The sequence below is a fragment of the Pseudomonas rossensis genome (assembly GCF_039888995.1).
GTDB classification, from domain to species: domain Bacteria; phylum Pseudomonadota; class Gammaproteobacteria; order Pseudomonadales; family Pseudomonadaceae; genus Aquipseudomonas; species Aquipseudomonas rossensis.
This window is the reverse complement of the sequence record NZ_JBBWCB010000063.1, coordinates 15,033-34,975: the sequence shown is the minus strand read 5'-3', so window position 1 is coordinate 34,975 and position 19,943 is coordinate 15,033. Positions and strand designations below refer to the sequence as shown.

The following is a 19,943-nucleotide window of genomic DNA, read 5'->3' as shown; positions in this document are numbered from 1 at the left end:
TGCCTGAGGAAAGGACCTTGATCGGGCAAGACATGGTGAGCAGCAAAAAGCCGCTGGTTAAAGGGGAGATTCTTGGGGTTTATGGTGGAGGATTGATACACGGTTATGTCGGTCGCGCCAGACAGGACCCGTTCCTCATCAATGTACTGCCTGGGAAACTGTCCACCCACGCCAGCCCCCCTCCCATTCTGTTGTCCGGAGACAATGTGCTGTCCCGAATGAATACCCTCTTCGAGTACGAACAGGGCAAGCCGGCACGACAGGCAACAACGGGTTACAACGTCGAAGCCGTGCCGTTTGATGTGGAGGTTCAAGCCCAAGGCGGGGGCAAGGAAAAATACCTGCTGTATGCACTCTTTGCCATTGACGACATTCCCGTCGACAACGAGCTACGCTGGAATTATGGCTACGCCGAGCAAACGATCAGAGACCTGTTCGCCTGAAACAAAGCTATCAACCGTCGACACCCTCGACGTTACTCGTCGTCGAAGTTGTAGCTGCCCGGCGCCAGGTTTTCGAAGCGGGTGTACTTACCGATGAACGCCAGTCGTGACGTACCGATCGGGCCGTTCCGCTGCTTGCCGATGATGATCTCGGCGATGCCTTTGTGTTCGGTTTCCGGGTGATACACCTCGTCCCGGTACACGAACATGATCACGTCAGCATCCTGCTCGATCGCTCCGGATTCCCGCAAGTCGGAGTTGATCGGGCGTTTGTTCGGTCGTTGCTCCAGGGAGCGGTTGAGCTGGGACAGCGCCACCACCGGGCAGTTGAATTCCTTGGCCAGGGCCTTCAAGGAGCGGGAGATTTCAGAAATCTCGTTGGTCCGGTTGTCGCCGCTCGAACCCGGGATCTGCATCAACTGCAGGTAGTCGATCATGATCAGGCCAACATCGCCGTGTTCACGCACCAGACGCCGGGTCCGCGCACGCATCTCCGAGGGGCTGATTCCGGCCGTATCGTCGATGAACAGCTTGCGGTCGTTGAGCAAGTTGACCGCCGATGTCAGGCGCGGCCAATCGTCGTCTTCCAGGCGACCGGCACGAACCTTGGTCTGATCGATCCGGCCGAGGGACGACAACATACGCATGATCAGCGATTCGCCTGGCATCTCCAGCGAGTAAACCAATACGCATTTGTCGCTGCGCAGCACGGCGTTTTCCACCAGGTTCATCGCAAAAGTGGTTTTACCCATGGATGGACGGCCGGCGACGATGATCAGGTCGGACGGCTGCAAGCCGCTGGTCATGCCGTCGAGATCGGTATAACCGGTAGAGAGGCCCGTAATCGCGTTGTCAGTGTTGAACAGCGTATCGATACGGTCGATGGCCTTGGTCAACAGGTCATTCACGCTCACCGGGCCGCCGGTTTTTGGCCGGGCCTCAGCGATCTGGAAAATCTGCCGTTCGGCTTCGTCGAGAATCTCTTCAGCCGAGCGGCCTTCCGGGTTGAAGGCGCTGTCGGCGATTTCGGTGGCGATGCCGATCAGTTGGCGCAAGGTCGCCCGCGCGCGGACAATCTGGGCATAAGCCTTGATGTTGGCGACGGACGGCGTGTTTTTTGCCAGTTCGCCAAGGTATCCGAGGCCGCCGACTTGCGAGGTCTGACCTTCCTTGTCCAATTGCTCGGCAAGGGTCACGACGTCGATCGGCGAGTTCTGGTCGGCGAGCTTGGCGATCGCACGGAAGATCAGGCGGTGGTCATGTCGATAGAAATCGCCGTCCGACACCTGATCAAGCACGCGTTCCCAGGCGTTGTTGTCCAGCATCAAACCACCGAGCACAGCCTGTTCGGCCTCGATGGAATGCGGCGGCACCTTCAGGGCAGCGGTTTGCAGATCGTATTGCTCAGGAGCGGAGATATCGTTCATGGCCACTTGAATAGTTTTGTGAAAATCAGGAACTGCAGAAAGACAAAGGGCACGACCTGTAAACAGGATCGTGCCCGATGTTACCGGCAAGCACCCGAGGGTGCCAGCCGACAAGTGCTGCTTAAGCTGCTACCACGACAACGCGTACGGTGGCTTCAACTTCGGCGTGCAGGTGCACGGCTACGTCGAATTCGCCTACGTTGCGGATGGTGCCGTTCGGCAGACGAACTTCGCTTTTTGCAACTTCAACGCCAGAGGCGGTCAGTGCATCAGCGATGTCGTGAGTACCGATCGAACCGAACAGCTTGCCTTCGTCACCGGCAGTGGCAGTGATAGTCACTTCCAGCTCAGCCAGTTGGGCGGCACGGCTTTCAGCCGAAGTTTTACGGTCTGCTGCGGCTTTTTCCAGCTCAGCGCGACGCTCTTCGAACGCGGCCAGGTTGGCAGCGGTCGCAGCGGTAGCTTTGCCGTAAGGCAGCAGGTAGTTACGACCGTAACCAGCCTTAACGTTCACTTTGTCACCCAGGTTGCCCAGGTTGGTGACTTTTTCCAGAAGGATCAGTTGCATGTGAAAATCCTCTTAACTTTTAACCTTCACCGTTCGCGCTATCGACGTCTTTCGGCGTCGAACGACCGCGAAAATCAATCAGGCTGTCGACGATGGCCAAGACCACCAGCAACGGATAGATCAGCTGCATGAACAGCAACAGCGTGACGTACAACCCCACCAGCCAGAACCTGGCCAGTCGCTTTTGCGCCACCAGCCCGTGAATCAGGGCCAGCCCGGCGAACACCAGCGGTACACTGCACAACGGCGTCAACATGGCCATCTGCGGACCGATGTTAGGCCCCAGAAGCATGAACGCCAGCAGTAACATCGCCAGCCCCAGCGGGAATCGGATGGCGCGAAACTCGCGACCAAAACCACCCGGGTTGTACAACAACGCCTGCCAGTAGCGCCCGACAAGCAGGCTCAGCACACTGACGATTTGCAATAAGGCCGCAATCAGGCCGGTCAGGACCGGTGCGATCAGGGACGCAAAATGCGCCTGCTCGTCTACCGACAACTTCTGGTAGACATCACCGAGTAGCGACGGCATGACTTTTATCAAAGCCTGCGCCAACATCTCGATTTGAGGACCAAAAGCCGTCCCCAGCACCACTGAAAACACCACTCCCATCGCTATGCTGACCAGCAGCACGCGGTTCCAGGACTCGCTTGCGCGCAAAACCAACGCAAGGCTCCAAGACCCCAGCAGCACCAGAAGTGCCCGTGGGTCATCGGAGTAAAGCCACCAGATCAACGCCGGCAGCAGTCCCAGAGCAAGAACGCCCAGGGCGTCCTTCAATCCGCGCCGCAGGAGCACAAGGCAACCAGCGGCAGCACCCAACCAATACAACAGCGGCAATGTTGCGCATCCGGCCACTACGAGAGTGGCCTGCATACGGCCGCGCATGATGAACTCAGCTATGGCACGCATGCTTTCAATCCTTTGCTACGTGTCGACTGCCCGGTCTCAGCGGCCGTGGCTGTCGGTGTAGGCCAGCAGGGCCAGGAAGCGGGCGCGCTTGATAGCGGTGGCCAGCTGACGCTGATAACGTGCTTTGGTACCGGTGATGCGGCTTGGAACGATTTTGCCGGTCTCGGATACATAAGCTTTCAGAGTGTTGAGATCTTTGTAATCGATCTCTTTCACGTCTTCAGCGGTGAAGCGGCAGAATTTACGACGACGGAAGAAACGTGCCATGTAATAGGCTCCTCAAAAGGTCCGTGGATTACTCGTCAGCGTTATCGCTGTTGTCGCTGTCATCACTATCAGCGCTTTCAGCGCCTTCGTGCTCAGGACGGTCGCGACGCTCACGGCGCTCACTGCGGTTTTCTTCAGCCTTGAGCATCTCGGATTGGCCGGTAACGGCTTCTTCGCGACGGATGACCAGGTTACGGATCACTGCATCGTTGTAGCGGAAGTTGTCTTCCAGCTCGGCCAGAGCCTTGCCAGTGCACTCAACGTTCAGCATCACGTAGTGAGCCTTGTGAACATTGTTGATTGCGTAGGCCAGTTGACGACGGCCCCAATCTTCCAGACGGTGGATTTTGCCGCCGTCTTCTTCGATCAGCTTGGTGTAACGCTCTACCATGCCGCCGACTTGCTCGCTTTGATCCGGGTGGACCAAAAAAATGATTTCGTAATGACGCATGAATGCTCCTTACGGGTTGTAGCCTGCCGCTCAAAAGCGGTCAGACAAGGAGTGAATGACACTTATGGACTTGCTTGCGATAGACACATGCGTGCCTGCCGTCACAGCAAGGGGCGCAATTATAGAGAAGGGACAGAAGAGGTGCAAGGCAATTGGTGATTATTTGAACAGTTCGTCCACACGCCAAATTTTGCCTCACCACAAACTACTGTGGGAGCGAGCTTGCTCGCGATGTGGATATAACATTCAACATTGATGCTGAATGCTACTCCGCTTTCGCGAGCAGGCTCGCTCCCACAGGGATTACAACTGACTTAAGACTTTTTGGTGGTCGTCGCAGCTTTGACGCCGCGTTGGCGCAGTGCCTCGAACAGGCAGACGCCGGTCGCCACGGATACGTTGAGACTGCTGACACTGCCGGCCATCGGCAGGCGCACCAGGTAGTCGCAAAGATCGCGAGTCAGGCGACGCATGCCGCTGCCTTCAGCGCCCATGATCAGGATGGTCGGGCCGGTCATGTCTTGCTGATACAAACTCTGCTCAGCCTCGCCCGCCGTACCGACAACCCACAAGCCCCGCTGCTTGAGTTTTTCCAGCGTGCGAGCCAGGTTGGTTACGGCGACCAGCGGAATCACTTCCGCCGCGCCACAGGCGACTTTTCGCACCGTCGGGGTCAGCGTGGCTGACTTGTCCTTCGGCACGATCACCGCCAATGCGCCGGCCGCATCGGCCGAACGCAGGCAAGCGCCGAGGTTGTGCGGATCGGTCACGCCGTCGAGCACCAGCAACAGCGGCGCGCCTTCGGTGCGATCGAGCAGCTCGTCGAGCATCGCCTCGCCCCAGACCTGGCTCGGACTCACCTCCGCCACCACGCCCTGGTGCACGCCTTCGACCCAGGCATCCAGCTCGCGACGCTCAGCGTTGCCGACGGCTACGCGATTTTCGTTCGCCAACTCGATCAGCGTTTGAACGCGCGGATCACTGCGGCCTTCGGCCAGCCAGATCTGCTTGACGCGTTTTGGGTGGTGACGCAGCAACGCTTCTACAGCGTGCACGCCGTAGATCTTTTCCAACTGACTCATGACTTGGCCTTCGGTTTACGCGCCCCGCCGCTTTTGGCGGCTGGAGCAGAACCCGCTTTTGGCGGGCCTTTACGGTGTTTGCTCGGTTTGGCTGGCTTGCCGCCGGGAGCCTTGTCAGGCACCGACCGTCCGGTCTTTCCCCCAGACGCCGCTTTACCGCCACTTTTCGCTTCAGACAGCAACGCCTGCTTCATCTCACGACTTTTGCGCAATTCGGCATTTTTCGCCGCGGCATCGCTCGGGCGATAGGCTTCTACGGCTTTTTCCTTGGCAGGACGACGACCGGTTTTCGCCGGGGCCGGCTCTGCGGCCGTTTTGGTAGCGGGTGCAGCGGTTTCAGTCCCGCGCTTCTTGCGACCGATCGGCGCGCTGATGGTCTTTTCAGCCATCTCGAAGTCGATCTTGCGCTCGTCGAGGTCGACGCGCATGACGCGCACTTCAACGGTATCGCCAAGACGGAAGCTGCGACCGGTACGTTCACCGGCCAGGCGGTGGTGCACAGGATCGAAGTGGTAGTAATCGCCCGGCAGCGCGGTGACGTGTACCAGGCCTTCGACGTAGATATCGGTCAGCTCGACGAACAGACCAAAACCGGTCACGGCAGTGATCACACCCGGGAACGATTCGCCTACACGGTCTTTCATGAACTCGCACTTGAGCCAGTTCACGACGTCGCGGGTCGCTTCGTCGGCACGGCGCTCGCTCATCGAGCACTGCTCGCCGAGCTGCTCCAGAATCGCTTCGTCGTACGGATAGATGCGCGCTTTCGGAATGGTCATCGCGCCAGCACGGCGAACGTGCGGGGTGTCCATTTTCGAATGGATGACGCTGCGAATCGCCCGGTGCGTGAGCAAGTCCGGGTAGCGGCGGATCGGCGAGGTGAAGTGGGTATAGGCTTCGTAATTCAGGCCGAAGTGGCCCTGGTTATCGGCGCTATAAACCGCCTGGCTCAACGAACGCAGCATAACGGTCTGGATCAGATGGAAATCCGGACGGTCCTTGATGCTCGCCAGCAATGCCTGGTAATCCTTCGGCGACGGGCCGTCCTTGCCTTTGTGCAGGGACAGGCCGAGTTCGCCAAGGAAAGCGCGCAGTTTTTCCAGACGCTCCGGTGGCGGGCCATCGTGGACGCGGTACAGCGCAGGGATTTCGTGCTTTTTCAGGAATTCGGCGGTGGCCACGTTGGCCGCCAGCATGCATTCCTCGATCAGCTTGTGCGCATCGTTACGAACGGTCGGACGGATTTCGGCAATCTTGCGCTCGGTCCCGAAGATAATCCGGGTTTCCTGCGTTTCGAAATCGATCGCGCCACGCACGTGACGAGCGGCCAACAGCACTTTGTACAGCGCGTAAAGCTGCTTGAGGTGCGGCAGAACGTCGTTGTACTCGCCACGGAGCTGACGCGCCTCGGTGATTTTCGGCGTTTCCAGCATCGCGCTGACTTTGTTGTAGGTCAGGCGAGCGTGGGAGTGAATCACCGCTTCGTAGAAGCAGTAGTCGGTCATCTCGCCGGACTTGGAGATGGTCATCTCGCAAACCATGGCCAGACGATCGACGTGCGGGTTCAGCGAGCACAGGCCGTTGGACAACTGCTCAGGCAGCATCGGCACGACGCGCTCGGGGAAGTACACCGAGTTGCCGCGAACCTGGGACTCATTATCCAGAGCCGAACCGATTTTCACGTAGCTGGAAACGTCGGCGATCGCCACGTACAACTTCCACCCGCCGGAGAACAGGCGCAGTTTGCCCGGCTTGGCTTCGCAGTAGACCGCATCATCGAAGTCGCGCGCATCTTCGCCGTCGATGGTGACGAACGGCAGATGACGCAGGTCGATGCGCTTCTCTTTGTCTTTCTCTTCGACTTCCGGCTTGAGCTTGGCGGCTTCTTTCAGCACAGCCTCAGGCCAGACGTGAGGAATGTCGTACGTGCGCAGGGCAACGTCGATTTCCATGCCCGGCGCCATGTAGTTGCCCACGACTTCAACCACGTCGCCTTGCGGCTGGAAGCGTGGCGTCGGCCAGTGAGTGATCTTCACTTCGACGAACTGACCGATCTTGGCGTTAGCGTTACGGCCCGGCGTGACCAGCACTTCTTGCTGGATCTTCGGATTGTCCGCAACGACGAAACCAATACCGCCCTCTTCGAAGTAGCGACCGACGATGGTCTCGTGGGCACGGGACACCACTTCGACGATCATGCCTTCGCGGCGACCGCGACGGTCAAGGCCGGAAACACGGGCCAGGGCACGATCACCATCGAACACCAGACGCATTTGCGCCGGGCTCATGAACAGGTCGTCACTGCCGTCGTCCGGGACCAGGAAGCCGAAGCCGTCACGGTGACCGCTGATGCGGCCCAGGATCAGGTCGAGCTTGTCCACCGGCGCATAGGTGCCGCGACGGGTATAGATGAGTTGAGCGTCGCGCTCCATGGCGCGCAGGCGGCGCCGCAGGGCTTCGATCTGGTCTTCTGTGGTCAGACCAAACTCTTCAACCAGCTGCTCGCGGTTAGCAGGCGAACCCCGATCAGCAAGGTGCTGAAGGATCAGTTCGCGGCTAGGAATAGGGTTTTCATATTTTTCCGCTTCACGAGCGGCCTCGGGATCGAGGGACTGCCAATCGGCCATTAGAGAGTTTTCACCTTGTCTATATGCGGGTTAGTTTGGCATAGGCGTAATGAAACGGGAAATTTCAGGCTATGACAGCCCATCTAAAGCCCTTTATCGACAGCGCGAAGCTGAATTAAATGCCACTGGTAAAATTTTCCAGGTTTTTTCGACTTCAGGGGTTTACAGTTAAAAAGACGCTCCGTATAGTGCGCGCCATCGACGACGCAGACGCATTGTCGATAATGCCCAGATGGTGAAATTGGTAGACACGCCAGCTTCAGGTGCTGGTGACCGCAAGGTCGTGGAAGTTCGAGTCTTCTTCTGGGCACCAATTTCGAGCTTGAGATTAGATCAATTTCAAGGCTCACACAAAAACCCGCGAAAGCGGGTTTCTTGCATTCCAAGCCCCTGATTTATTAAAACTAAATCAGGGGTTTACAGATCAAAAAGCTCTCCGTATAGTGCGCCACATCAACAGCGGCAACGCTGAAGATTATGCCCAGATGGTGAAATTGGTAGACACGCCAGCTTCAGGTGCTGGTGACCGCAAGGTCGTGGAAGTTCGAGTCTTCTTCTGGGCACCAATTCAAATTTCAGAGTCGATCTGAAATTTCACAAAAACCCGCGAAAGCGGGTTTTTGCGTTTCCGGGGTTTGTGTAGGAGTTGCCGAAGGCTGCGATCTTTTGATCTTCAGCAATTTCAGCTCCACCAACAATCAAGATCAAAAGATCGCAGCCTGCGGCAGCTCCTAACCCCTCACCCGCTGCAAGGCGCACTTGAGAAACAATATCGTTTATCATTGTTTCAAGTTTTTGCAATGCGACAGTGAGGAACCTTGCGAATGATGTTTCGAAATACCCTGCGCCACGGCCTGACCATAACCCTGCTCGGCCTGGCACTCGCTACTCCCCTCACCCAAGCCGCCGAACCGGTTTCCCTGACTCTCTATAACGGTCAACACAAAGAAGTCGGCGATGCCATCGCCAAAGCCTTCGAAGCCAAGACCGGGATTCACGTCAATGTGCGCAAAGGCAGCAGCAACCAGCTCGCCAGCCAGGTCGTCGAAGAAGGCGATCGCTCCCCTGCCGACGTGATCTACACCGAAGAATCGCCACCACTGAACAAGCTCGGCGAACAAGGCCTGCTGGCGCAGACCGATGCCGCCACCCTAGCCGTTCTGCCCAAAGACTACGTCGCCGGCAACGGCACCTGGATCGGTGTCACCGCACGGGTCCGCGTGGTCGCCTTCAACCCGAAACTGATCGATGAAAAAGACCTGCCCAAGTCGGTCATGGAGTTCTCCGATCCGAAATGGCAAGGCAAGGTCGGCTTCGTGCCTACCAGCGGCGCGTTCCAGGAACAGGCCGTGGCAATCATCAAAGTGCACGGAGTGGACGCGGCCGAAGAATGGCTGACTGGCTTGCGGGCTTTCGGAAAAACCTACAGCAACAACATGGTGGCTCTGAAGGCAGTGGAAAACGGCGAAGTCGCCACCGTGCTGGTGAACAACTATTACTGGTTCGCCTTGCAGCGTGAAAAAGGTCAGCTCGATTCGAAACTGCATTACTTCACCGGCGGCGACGTCGGCGGGCTGATCACGGTTTCCAGCGCTGCCGTACTGAAATCCAGCAAACATCCAAAAGAAGCCCAGCAATTCCTCGCTTACATGGCCAGCGAAGAAGGTCAGCGCGTGATCACCCAGACCACCGCCGAATACCCACTGCACAAAGGCATGGAATCGGATCGTGGGCTCAAGCCGTTCAGCGAGCTGGAAGCACCGAAAGTCACGCCAGCCGACCTCGGCAATGCCGAAGAAGCCCTGGACCTGGAACGTGACGTTGGCTTGAACTAATGAGCGCATCGTTATCCGCCCCCGTCGCCCGCGGGGGTTACGTGCCACGGCGCAAGCGGCCATCGATCTGGCTGTTGCTACCGGTTTTGCTGCTGGTGATGCTCAGCTTGTTGCCACTGGCGTATGTCGGGCTCAAGACCTGGCAGGCCGGCTGGGCTGAGGCGCTGCATTTGTTGTGGCGTCCTTATGTGTTTGGCCTGCTGCGCAACACCTTGGCGCTGATGGTCGGTGTGACGCTCGCCTGCGGCGTGATCGGCCTGTCGCTGGCCTGGCTGCTTGAGCGCAGCAACTTGCCCGGACGGCGCTTGTGGGGTGTGATTTTGTGCCTACCGTTCGCGGTGCCGGCATTTGTCAGCAGCTTCACCTGGGTCTCGCTGAGCGCTCATTTCGAAGGCTTGGGCGGGGCGATCCTGGTGATGACCCTGTCCAAGTATCCGCTGATCTTTCTGCCGGTCGCGGCGACCCTGCGCAATCTCGATCCCTCCCTCGAAGAGTCCGCCCGCACACTGGGGCAGAATCGCTGGGGCGTGTTTTTCAGAATCACTCTGCCGCTGCTCTGGCCGTCACTGCTCGCCGGTTCGCTGTTGATCGCGCTGCACATGCTGGTGGAATTCGGTGCGCTGTCGATCATCGGACTGCAAACCTTTACCACCGCGATCTATCAACAGTTCGAACTGGAATTCAGTAACGCGAATGCGGCGATGCTTTCCGCCGTGTTGCTGGCGCTGTGTCTGATACTGCTTTGGTTGGAACTGCACGTACGCGGCAAGGGCCGACACGTGCGTACCGGTCAGGGCGCGGCTCGGCATGCGGAACAGGTTCGGCTGGGGCCTTGGGCTGCTGCCGGACAACTTTATTGCCTGGCGCTGGCGATCATCGGCAGCGGTATTCCGCTCGGGATGCTGGCGTATTGGCTGGCAGTGGGTTCGTCGGCAGCATTTCCGGTGGCGGCGATCAGCGAGGCGCTGCTCTCCTCCTTGGCGTTGTCACTGGGCGGCGCGGCGCTGTGCCTGGTGCTGGCAGTGCCGGTGGGATTGCTGGTGGTGCGCTACAAAGGCCAATTGGCGATCTGGGCCGAACGCTTGCCGTATCTGCTGCATGCACTGCCAGGACTAGTGATAGCGCTGACGCTGGTATATTTCGCCCTGCATTATGTGCCGGCGCTGTATCAGACTTCTGCGCTGCTGCTGATTGCTTATGCGCTGTTGTTTCTGCCGCTGGCGCAGGCACCGATTCGCACGGCGCTGAACAAGGCTGCGCCGCAACTGGAAGAGGCTGCACGCACGCTGGGTGCATCGTCCTTCAGTGCGTTTTGCCGGGTGACGTTGCCGATCATCTTCCCTGCACTCGGTGCAGCGTTTGCGCTGGTGTTTCTGGATGCGATGAAGGAGCTGACGGCGACGTTGCTGCTGAGTCCGACCGGACTCAATACGCTGGCGACGGAAGTCTGGGCGCATACCGCGAATGTGGAGTTTGCGGCGGCGGCGCCTTATGCGGCGTTGTTGATTTTGGTGTCGGGGTTGCCGGTTTATCTGCTTACTACCCGGATGTATTTGAGCCGCTGAGACCGCTATCGCGAGCAAGCTCGCTCCCACAGGGGAACGTATTCCAATGTGGGAGCGAGCTTGCTCGCGATGACGCCAGACCAACCAATACAAATATTAAGCCCGGAACTGCCCCAGACTCGCCTTCAACTGCGCTGCCAACCCATCCAGCACCTTGCCACTGGCCGTGGTTTCCACCACCGCTTGAGCCGCTTTCTCAGCCTGCACATGAATGGTTTCAACCCGACCGCGCACCGCTTGCGCGCCTTGCGCCTGATGCGCCGCTGCCTGCGTTGCCAGACCAATCGCCGCATGAACCTGCTCGACCGACGCCTGCACCGATTGCTGCAACCGCGCACTGTCACGCAGCACCAGCAAACCTTCGCTGGCCTGACGCCCGGCCTGACCGATCGCTGCCACCGCCTCACGCGCTCCTTGCTGCAAGGCAACGATGTGCGCCTGAATGTCGCCGGTAGAGCTCTGTGTCTTGCTCGCCAGCGCCCGCACCTCATCGGCCACCACGGCAAACCCGCGACCGGTCTCGCCCGCACGCGCCGCTTCGATGGCGGCGTTCAGCGCCAGCAGGTTGGTTTGCTCGGCGATCCCGTGAATCACCGTCAACACCACTTCAATCTGCTCACTCTGCTGCGCCAGCCGCTCGATGACTTTCGCCCCGGTATCGACCTGCCCAGCCAACGCCTCGATCAGGCTGCCGACTTTTGCCGAGGTCCGCGTGTTTTCATCCGTGGCCGAACGAATATCCACCACTTGCTGCAAAGCTGCCTGCATGGCATGACTTTCAGACTGGGCTTCGTCAGCCATTTGCGACAACGCACGCAGGCTCTCGGCCACTTCATCGCGCTGCATGCCCGCCGCTTTATCGGCCCCGGCATTGCGCAAGGTCATGGCGCCGATCTCCACGCCGGTACGCTGAGCCACATCGCCCGCTTCGCGCACGATCGGTTGCAACTTATCCACAAAGCGATTGACCGCCGAGGCCATGTCGCCGATTTCGTCCTTACTGTTGATCTGCACACGCTTGGTCAGGTCGCCCTCGCCCGCAGCCAGGTCGTCCATTGCAGCAATGAGCAACTTCAAGCGATTGACCACCCGACGACCCAGCACCACCGCGAGCAACAGCAACACACCGAAACCCACCACCGCCAGACCCATGCCGATGCGCCAGCGCAAAGTGCCCGCCGCTTCCTGAACAGTGCTGGTGGTGTTGGCTTGCATTTCAGAGGCCGTGGATTGCGCCGACTGCAAGCGCGCGCCCATCGCGGCTGCGCTATCAGCCGCCGCGCCCTTGAGGCTGTCGCCCACCAATTGATCACTGCTGGCAATCAGCGCCGAGAAGCGTTTGTCCAAGGCCGCCAAATCGGTTTCCACCGAGGCGGTTGAGACGCCCATCAAGACCTTGCCGATTTCCACGCCGTTAGGATTGATCGAGGCTTCCAGGTAATAGACCGACGGATCGTTCTTCGCCGCATCCAGCACCTTGTCCAGGGCACGCTCGCCCTGCCCCTTTTCTAGCAGCGCCTTGTTGATCGGGTTCTCGCGGTTGAGGTAGCGCGTCAGGTGCTGCCCCGTCGCGTCGTCGTAGACCACGAACAACACGTTGGGATTACGCTGAGCCCGGCGGGCGAATTCGGACAGGGTTGGAACGTCGCTGTCCCACATGGCGCGAGGTGCGACCGAAGCCAAAAGCTGCGCCATATCATTGGCAGAGTCCTTCAGATCCTTCTCCAACGTCGCACGCAGTTGTGCCTGCTCGTCCTTCAATCGCGAGGACAAGCCCGCCGTAAGGCGCTGACGAGTACTGGTGGAGAGGCTGTCGAGGCTCGACGTGACTTCACGCCCTGCCTGCTCAAGTTCCCCGGAGAGTTTTTGACTGTCGGCACCCAGACGCACACCCAGATCGGCTTCCAGTGCGGTCACTGTGCTCCGAGTCAGGGCGACAGCCACCAGCACCTGCACCAACAGTGCGATACCAAGGGTAACGAACACAGGCCGTAATAGACGGCTTTGTAACAGTGAGAGAACGGCCGACACTTAGAATCCCTCTGCTTTAACGCCATTAAATTGATGGCACGCTAGAAGCGATGCGCTTAATGAAGTTCACAGCAAGGGTCGTGCCGTCCGACAGGCAGAAACGACAAAGGCCCCAATTAAGGGGCCTTTGTGTTTTACATCAACGACTTATTAAGCGAACGGGTGACGCAGAACGATGGTTTCGTTGCGGTCCGGGCCCGTCGAAATAATGTCAATCGGCGCACCGACCAACTCTTCGACGCGTTTGATGTAGTTGCGTGCAGCCTGTGGCAGCTCTTCCAGGGTCTTGGCACCGACGGTGGATTCGGTCCAGCCCGGCATCTCTTCGTACACCGGCTCCAGGCCGATGTAGCTGTCGGCGTCAGTCGGTGCGTCGATCACTGCACCATCCTGGTTCTTGTAGCCAACGCAGATGTTGATGGTTTCCAGACCGTCCAGCACGTCCAGCTTGGTCAGGCACAGGCCCGAGATGCTGTTGACGTCGATAGCGCGACGCAGGATGACAGCATCGAACCAGCCGCAACGACGGGCACGGCCGGTGGTAGCACCGAACTCGTGGCCACGCTTGGCCAGGAAAGCACCCACATCATCAAACAGCTCAGTCGGGAACGGACCCGAACCGACGCGAGTGGTGTAAGCCTTGGTGATGCCGAGGATGTAATCCAGGTACATCGGACCAAAACCCGAACCGGTAGCGATGCCGCCAGCGGTGGTGTTGGAGCTGGTGACGTACGGGTAGGTACCGTGATCGATGTCCAGCAGGGAGCCTTGGGCGCCTTCGAACATGATGTCTTTGCCAGCGCGACGCAGTTCGTGCAGCTCAGCCGTGACGTCGAGCATCATCGGCTTCAGCAGCTCGGCGTATTCCATGCACTCGTCGAGTGTTTTCTGGAAGTCGATCGCAGGCTCTTTGTAGTAATTGACCAGAACGAAGTTGTGGTAATCCAGCAACTCGCCCAGCTTGGCGGCGAAACGCTCGCGGTGGAACAGGTCACCGATGCGCAGGCCACGACGTGCAACCTTGTCTTCGTAGGCCGGGCCGATGCCACGACCGGTAGTACCGATCTTCAGCTCGCCACGGGCCTTTTCACGCGCCTGGTCCAGCGCTACGTGATAGGACAGGATCAGCGGGCAGGACGGGCTGATACGCAGGCGCTCGCGCACCGGTACGCCTTTCTCTTCCAGCTTGATGATTTCCCGCAGCAGAGCGTCGGGTGCAACCACCACGCCGTTGCCGATCAGGCACTGCACGCCTTCGCGCAGCACGCCCGACGGGATCAGGTGCAAGACGGTTTTTTCGCCATTGATCACCAGGGTGTGACCAGCGTTGTGGCCACCCTGGTAGCGCACTACGGCGGCAGCATGTTCGGTCAGCAGATCAACGATCTTGCCTTTGCCCTCATCACCCCATTGGGTGCCCAGGACTACGACATTCTTACCCATAACACTTGTCCTCATTCGCGCAAACTTGGTGCCGGCCGCGGCCGACAGGAAAACTCAAGAAGCCAGTGGCGATACTTGCCAAAGCCCGTTCTGCTGAATCAATTGCCGGTCGCAGTCCGCTTCACGGGCGGCGGCCAAAGGTTGCCCAGGCAAAGCCTGAACGACACGCTGACCCTCACTGCGCAACTGGCAAACCTGCTGCCAGAGTGCCGCATCCGTACTGTCAGGCATCCAGATACCGCCAGACGGTAGCTCGATCTCAGCACGCCCCAGGGTCACCAGGGTTTTCAAATCGGTGGAGAAGCCGGTTGCCGGACGAGCCCGACCGAAGTCGGCACCGATGTCGTCGTAACGACCGCCCTGAGCTATGGACTGGCCAACACCCGGTACGAACACCGCGAACACCACACCGGTGTGGTAGTGGTAGCCGCGCAATTCGCCCAGGTCGAAATACAACGGCAACTCAGGGAAACGTGTGGACAGACGCTCGGCAATCGCCAACAAATCGTCCAGAGCTGCCAGTACCGGCGCCGGCGCATTCGCCAGACGCTCGCGGGCAGCGCTCAATACTTCACGGCCGCCACACAGGTCGACCAGCGCCCGCAACATGCCCGACAGATCCGCAGGCAAGCCTTCGGTCAAGGTAATGACCTCGTCGATGGCTTTACGTTGCAATGCATCGAACAGCTGTTGCTCGACTTCACCGGACAAACCGGCGGCGCGAGCCAGGCCACGGTAGATACCAACATGACCGAGATCCATGTGCACATCCGGCACATCGGCCAGTTGCAGCATAGCCAACATCAGGCTGATGACTTCCACGTCGCTGCTCGGGCTGGCATCGCCGTACAACTCGGCACCCAGCTGGATCGGGCTGCGCGAGGACGACAAGGCGCGCGGCTGAGCGTGCAGCACGCTACCGGCATAGCACAGACGGCTCGGGCCTTCGCGTCGCAAGGTGTGCGCATCGATACGCGCCACTTGCGGCGTAATGTCGGCACGGAAACCCATCTGCCGACCCGATTGCGGGTCGATGACCTTGAAGGTACGCAGATCTAGGTCCTGGCCCGCGCCGGTCAGCAGGGATTCCAGGTACTCGATATGGGGAGTCACGACAAACTCGTAACCCCAGCTCTGGAACAGATCCAACACCTGACGACGCGCGACTTCAATGCGCGCCGCTTCTGGTGGCAGTACTTCTTCGATGCCATCTGGCAGCAGCCAGCGGTCTACCGTTGCCATTACGCCATTCCCCTATGATCCGGGCGGCAAGCCTTTGGGCGAGCCTTGAGTGAAGCAGAAAATGATCGGCTCATGCGCACAAACCACGCGCATGAACAACGGGGCGAAAAGCCTGAAATCGGCTTCGCCAACCACTTTCCTCGAAAAACCTGTCGAGTCATTCAACTCGGACGCCTGCATAAAAAACAGCAATCAAACGTGCAGACGCAAAAAAGCCGGGAATTTCCCGGCTGCCGCATCATACACACGTTTTCCCAAAGGATCACCCCGCCCGAGGTGTTAGCCGTCAGGCGGGGGATGATTCAGGTCAACGTCGTATCAAGGCTTGGCTTTTTCCAGGTAGCGGAAGAAGTCGCTGCTTGGGTCCAGGACCATGACGTCGGATTTGTTCGCGAAGCTTTCACGGTAGGCACGCAGGCTACGGTAGAAACCGTAGAACTCCTGATCCTGGCCGTAGGCCTTGGAGTAGATCGCAGCCGCCTGGGCGTCACCATCACCGCGAACCTCTTCGGATTCACGATAGGCTTCAGCCAGCAACACGCGGCGTTGACGATCAGCGTCGGCACGAATGCCTTCTGACAGTTCGTTACCCTTGGCGCGGTGCTCGCGAGCTTCACGCTCACGCTCGGAGCTCATGCGTTCAAACACGCTGCGGTTCACTTCTTTCGGCAGATCGATGGCCTTGACCCGAACATCGACAACTTCGATGCCCAGCTCTTTTTCCGCCATCTTGTTCAGCGAAGCCGTGATATCGGTCATCAGCGCATCGCGCTCACCGGAAACCACTTCATGCAGCGTGCGCTTACCGAACTGGTCACGCAGGCCCGATTCCAGACGACGGGACAGTCGCTCGTCAGCAATCTGCTTGAGGCCGGAAGTCGCGGTGTAGAAGCGCTCGGCATCTTTCACGCGCCACTTGGCGTAGGCATCGACCATGACGGCTTTCTTTTCCAGCGTCAGGAAGCGTTGCGTCGGTGCATCCAGCGTCATCAGGCGTGCGTCGAATTTGCGCACCTGGTTAACGTAAGGCACTTTCACATGCAGGCCCGGCTGAACATCAGCCTGGACCACACGACCGAACTGCAGCAGCACCGCACGCTCGGTCTGAGCCACGATGTAGAAGCAGTTCCAGGCAGCGATCGCCACGACGACGCCGACAATAAGGGCGATCAGCGATTTATTGCTCATCAGCGACTCTCCCTGGTGCGAGATGGCTGTTGCTGCAGATCAGCAGCCGCACGCGCATTCGCTTCATTGCTGGTGGCTGCCGCGCCGGTCACCTGAGTGCTGGTGCTGCGACCACTTTCGACCATTTTGTCCAGCGGCAAGTAGAGCAGATTGCTCTGGCCATTCTTGTTGCCGGTCACGAGAACCTTGCTGGTGTTGCTGAAGACTTCCTGCATGGTGTCCAGGTACAGACGCTCACGGGTGACTTCAGGCGCCTTGCGGTACTCGGCCACCAGTTTGGTGAAGCGATCGGCCTCACCCTTGGCGCGCGAGACGGTTTCGTCACGGTAACCATTGGCATCTTCGATGATGCGCTGGGCCTGACCACGGGCTTCCGGCACGACGCCGTTGGCATAGGTTTCAGCCTGGTTGCGCGAACGCTGCTCGTCTTCACGGGCGCGGATCACGTCATCGAAGGCTTCCTGCACTTCACGCGGTGCCGCTGCGCTCTGTACGTTGACCTGAGTGACGGTGATACCGGTGCGATAGGTATCCATGAAGCGTTGCAGACGCTCCTTGATTTCGCTGGCCATCAATTCACGACCTTCGGTCAGCACTTGATCCATCGCGGTGGAACCCACCACATGGCGCAAGGCACTTTCGGTCGCGTGCTGAAGGCTGATTTCCGGCTGATCAACGCTCAGCACGAAGTCCTGCAGGTTGCTGATCTTGTACTGCACGGTCAGCGGCACTTCGACGATGTTTTCGTCTTCAGTGAGCATTTGACCCTGCTTGGTATAGGCACGCTCACGCGTGACGTTTTCCAGGTACTTGCGATCAAGCGGCGGGAAATAGATGTTCAGACCCGGGCCGACAGTTTCGTAGTACTTGCCGAAGCGCAGCACCACGGCTTGCTCCTGCTCGTCGACTACATAGACCGCGCTGTACAGCCATACGGCCGCCAACACGACCAGGCCGATGCCGAGCAGACCGCCGAAGCCGCTACTCCTGCCCGAACCGCCACCGTCATCACCGCGTTTCTTACCACCACCGAACAACCCGTTCAGGCTTTCCTGCAGCTTTCGGAAGGCCTCGTCGAGATCCGGTGGTCCCTTGCGGTCGCCGTTATTGCGGCGTTTGCCACCCCAAGGATCCTGATTATTCGAGTTGCCACCCGGCTCATTCCAAGCCATAGCGCTCTCCATCTGATAAAGCAAAGACGCACCCACGGCGCGCCGACCAATGCTACAGAATGCCTGTCACCGCGGCACAACCGCTTTCTCAGGCTTTTATTGCAAAGTGTGTTGCTCGATGAAATCCATCGGCTGCAATCCTTCGCGGCTCACCAGTCGATTCAACTCGATCCGTGGCAAACGTACGGCCAGCAGGCTGATGCCTTCCTCGTCGTGTTCTTCTTTCTGCACCGCACCGAGTTCGAAAAACTGCGCACGCAGTCGAGCAAAACGTTGCGGCAAGCGCAAGGTGCCAACAAACAAATCACCGCCCAGCAACTCGGCAATGGCTTGCTCAAGCAATTCCAGACCACTGCCATCACGCGCCGACAGCCAGACCCGTTGGGGCTTGCCGTTTTCGTCGCGCTGGATTTGTGGCTCAACGCCTTCAAGCAAATCGAGTTTGTTATAGACCTCGAGTATCGGCAAGTCCTGGGCACCAATCTCGCCCAGCACCACCATCACCTGCTCTATCTGCAACATGCGATCCGGTTCGGCCGCATCGATCACGTGCAACAGCAGGTCCGAGTTGCTCGACTCTTCGAGCGTAGACCGAAACGCCTCGACCAGTTTGTGGGGCAAGTGGCGTATGAAACCCACCGTGTCGGCCAGGACAATCGGCCCCAGATCGTCGAGTTCCATACGGCGCAAGGTCGGGTCCAGCGTGGCAAACAACTGGTCAGCCGCGTACACGTCGGATTTCGTCACGTTATTGAAGAGCGTGGATTTGCCGGCGTTGGTATACCCCACCAGGGACACGGTAGGAATATCCGCACGCGAACGACCGCGTCGCGACTGTTCGCGCTGACTGCGCACTTTTTCCAGTCGGCCCTTGATCTGTCGCAGGCGAACCCGCAGCAAACGGCGGTCGGTTTCCAATTGGGTTTCACCCGGGCCACGCATGCCGATACCGCCACCTTGGCGTTCAAGGTGAGTCCAGCCACGAACCAGCCGGGTGCTCATGTGGTCAAGCTGGGCCAGCTCTACCTGGAGCTTGCCTTCATGGGTACGGGCGCGTTGGGCGAAAATATCGAGAATCAGACCGGTGCGGTCGATCACGCGACACTCGAAAACACGTTCGAGGTTACGTTCCTGACTGGGCGTGAGGATGTGATTGAAAATCACCAGATCGGCCTCTTCGGCCTTGACCAGGTCGCGTAGTTCCTCGACCTTGCCACTGCCAATGAGGAATTTGGCGGTTGGCCGATGACGCGGCACGTTAAAAAACGCAACGGTCTCGGCGCCCGCCGAATTAGCCAGTTCCTGAAACTCCTGCGGATCTTCGCGCGCCTCAGGGTCCTGTCCATCCAAGTGAACGAGGATTACTCGCTCACCACCACCGTGGCGCTCAAAGAACAAAGGAGACTCCTATCAGGCGTTACCTGGCTCAGCGTCACCTGCTTCGGATTCGGTTGCGCTAGGCAGACGAATTGGACGAACCGGCACCACTGTAGAAATAGCGTGTTTGTAAACCATCTGGCTGACGGTGTTTTTCAGCAGGATAACGAACTGGTCGAAAGACTCGATCGTGCCTTGCAGTTTGATCCCGTTGACCAGGTAGATGGAAACCCCCACTTTCTCTTTACGTAAAGTATTCAAGTAAGGGTCTTGTAGCGAATGCCCTTTTGACATGTGCCGCACTCCTTTAAG

At 58.8% G+C, this 19,943-nt stretch carries 17 protein-coding genes, 2 tRNA genes and 1 pseudogene; 5 read left to right on the top strand and 15 right to left on the bottom strand.

All coding sequences use genetic code 11. The features are described 5' to 3' along the window. Positions 1 to 443 (top strand): annotated as a pseudogene (locus WLY71_RS17675) (dermonecrotic toxin domain-containing protein); the annotation flags it as partial. A gap of 32 nt (positions 444 to 475) precedes the next feature. Here the strand turns inward: WLY71_RS17675 and dnaB are convergent. The 7 genes from dnaB to rnr form a co-directional block, all read right to left on the bottom strand. Beyond that, a complete protein-coding gene (dnaB, locus tag WLY71_RS17670; RefSeq protein WP_347804563.1) occupies positions 476 to 1,870 on the bottom strand; it encodes a replicative DNA helicase in 1,395 nt (464 codons plus the stop codon). A gap of 121 nt (positions 1,871 to 1,991) precedes the next feature. Further along, positions 1,992 to 2,438 (bottom strand): 50S ribosomal protein L9, encoded by a 447-nt coding sequence (gene rplI, locus WLY71_RS17665; RefSeq protein WP_003197251.1) that lies wholly within the window; start codon positions 2,436 to 2,438, stop codon positions 1,992 to 1,994. A gap of 19 nt (positions 2,439 to 2,457) precedes the next feature. Next, positions 2,458 to 3,351, bottom strand: a complete 894-nt coding sequence (locus tag WLY71_RS17660; protein WP_056746335.1) for a YybS family protein — start codon at positions 3,349 to 3,351, stop codon at positions 2,458 to 2,460. 36 nt (positions 3,352 to 3,387) lie between these two features. Beyond that, positions 3,388 to 3,618, bottom strand: a complete 231-nt coding sequence (gene rpsR, locus WLY71_RS17655; RefSeq protein ID WP_002551829.1) for a 30S ribosomal protein S18 — start codon at positions 3,616 to 3,618, stop codon at positions 3,388 to 3,390. Between the two features lie 28 nt (positions 3,619 to 3,646). Beyond that, the gene (gene rpsF, locus WLY71_RS17650) at positions 3,647 to 4,069 is read right to left on the bottom strand and encodes a 30S ribosomal protein S6 (protein ID WP_003217491.1); all 423 of its coding nucleotides are present in this window, start codon (positions 4,067 to 4,069) and stop codon (positions 3,647 to 3,649) included. Between the two features lie 314 nt (positions 4,070 to 4,383). Beyond that, a complete protein-coding gene (rlmB, locus tag WLY71_RS17645; RefSeq protein WP_347804562.1) occupies positions 4,384 to 5,151 on the bottom strand; it encodes a 23S rRNA (guanosine(2251)-2'-O)-methyltransferase RlmB in 768 nt (255 codons plus the stop codon). Next, the gene (gene rnr, locus WLY71_RS17640) at positions 5,148 to 7,778 is read right to left on the bottom strand and encodes a ribonuclease R (protein WP_347804561.1); all 2,631 of its coding nucleotides are present in this window, start codon (positions 7,776 to 7,778) and stop codon (positions 5,148 to 5,150) included. The genes rlmB and rnr overlap by 4 nt, the downstream gene beginning before the upstream one ends. A gap of 226 nt (positions 7,779 to 8,004) precedes the next feature. Between rnr and WLY71_RS17635 the strand changes: the two genes are divergently transcribed. Continuing rightward, positions 8,005 to 8,091: transfer RNA gene (locus tag WLY71_RS17635), tRNA-Leu, on the top strand. Positions 8,092 to 8,257: 166 nt separating this feature from the next. Further along, positions 8,258 to 8,344: transfer RNA gene (locus WLY71_RS17630), tRNA-Leu, on the top strand. A gap of 28 nt (positions 8,345 to 8,372) precedes the next feature. Here the strand turns inward: WLY71_RS17630 and WLY71_RS17625 are convergent. After that, the gene (locus WLY71_RS17625; protein WP_347804560.1) at positions 8,373 to 8,579 is read right to left on the bottom strand and encodes a hypothetical protein; all 207 of its coding nucleotides are present in this window, start codon (positions 8,577 to 8,579) and stop codon (positions 8,373 to 8,375) included. A gap of 23 nt (positions 8,580 to 8,602) precedes the next feature. On the opposite strand from WLY71_RS17625, the gene WLY71_RS17620 reads away from it, so the two are divergent. Beyond that, positions 8,603 to 9,613, top strand: a complete 1,011-nt coding sequence (locus WLY71_RS17620) for an extracellular solute-binding protein (RefSeq protein WP_347804559.1) — start codon at positions 8,603 to 8,605, stop codon at positions 9,611 to 9,613. Beyond that, positions 9,613 to 11,178, top strand: coding sequence for an ABC transporter permease (locus tag WLY71_RS17615; RefSeq protein WP_347804558.1), 1,566 nt, complete (start codon positions 9,613 to 9,615; stop codon positions 11,176 to 11,178). The genes WLY71_RS17620 and WLY71_RS17615 overlap by 1 nt, the downstream gene beginning before the upstream one ends. Positions 11,179 to 11,274: 96 nt before the next feature. Here WLY71_RS17615 and WLY71_RS17610 read toward each other — a convergent pair whose 3' ends face one another. The 7 genes from WLY71_RS17610 to hfq form a co-directional block, all read right to left on the bottom strand. After that, entirely contained in the window at positions 11,275 to 13,209 is a 1,935-nt protein-coding gene (locus WLY71_RS17610; RefSeq protein ID WP_347804557.1) for a methyl-accepting chemotaxis protein, read from the bottom strand. A 150-nt stretch (positions 13,210 to 13,359) separates the two neighbouring features. Then, positions 13,360 to 14,652 carry an adenylosuccinate synthase gene (locus tag WLY71_RS17605; protein WP_347804556.1) on the bottom strand — a complete coding sequence of 431 codons (1,293 nt, stop codon included), beginning with the start codon at positions 14,650 to 14,652 and terminating at the stop codon, positions 13,360 to 13,362. Between the two features lie 54 nt (positions 14,653 to 14,706). Beyond that, positions 14,707 to 15,894 carry an ATP phosphoribosyltransferase regulatory subunit gene (locus tag WLY71_RS17600; protein WP_007939588.1) on the bottom strand — a complete coding sequence of 396 codons (1,188 nt, stop codon included), beginning with the start codon at positions 15,892 to 15,894 and terminating at the stop codon, positions 14,707 to 14,709. Between the two features lie 318 nt (positions 15,895 to 16,212). Beyond that, positions 16,213 to 17,082, bottom strand: coding sequence for a protease modulator HflC (hflC, locus tag WLY71_RS17595; RefSeq protein WP_056746351.1), 870 nt, complete (start codon positions 17,080 to 17,082; stop codon positions 16,213 to 16,215). Continuing rightward, a complete protein-coding gene (hflK, locus tag WLY71_RS17590; protein ID WP_347804555.1) occupies positions 17,082 to 18,254 on the bottom strand; it encodes an FtsH protease activity modulator HflK in 1,173 nt (390 codons plus the stop codon). Before hflK ends, hflC begins: the two co-directional genes overlap by 1 nt. Positions 18,255 to 18,350: 96 nt before the next feature. Beyond that, entirely contained in the window at positions 18,351 to 19,652 is a 1,302-nt protein-coding gene (gene hflX, locus WLY71_RS17585; RefSeq protein WP_347804554.1) for a ribosome rescue GTPase HflX, read from the bottom strand. A 12-nt stretch (positions 19,653 to 19,664) separates the two neighbouring features. Continuing rightward, complete coding sequence (gene hfq, locus WLY71_RS17580) at positions 19,665 to 19,925, bottom strand: RNA chaperone Hfq (protein WP_007902656.1); 261 nt, start codon at positions 19,923 to 19,925, stop codon at positions 19,665 to 19,667. Positions 19,926 to 19,943 lie beyond the last annotated feature (18 nt).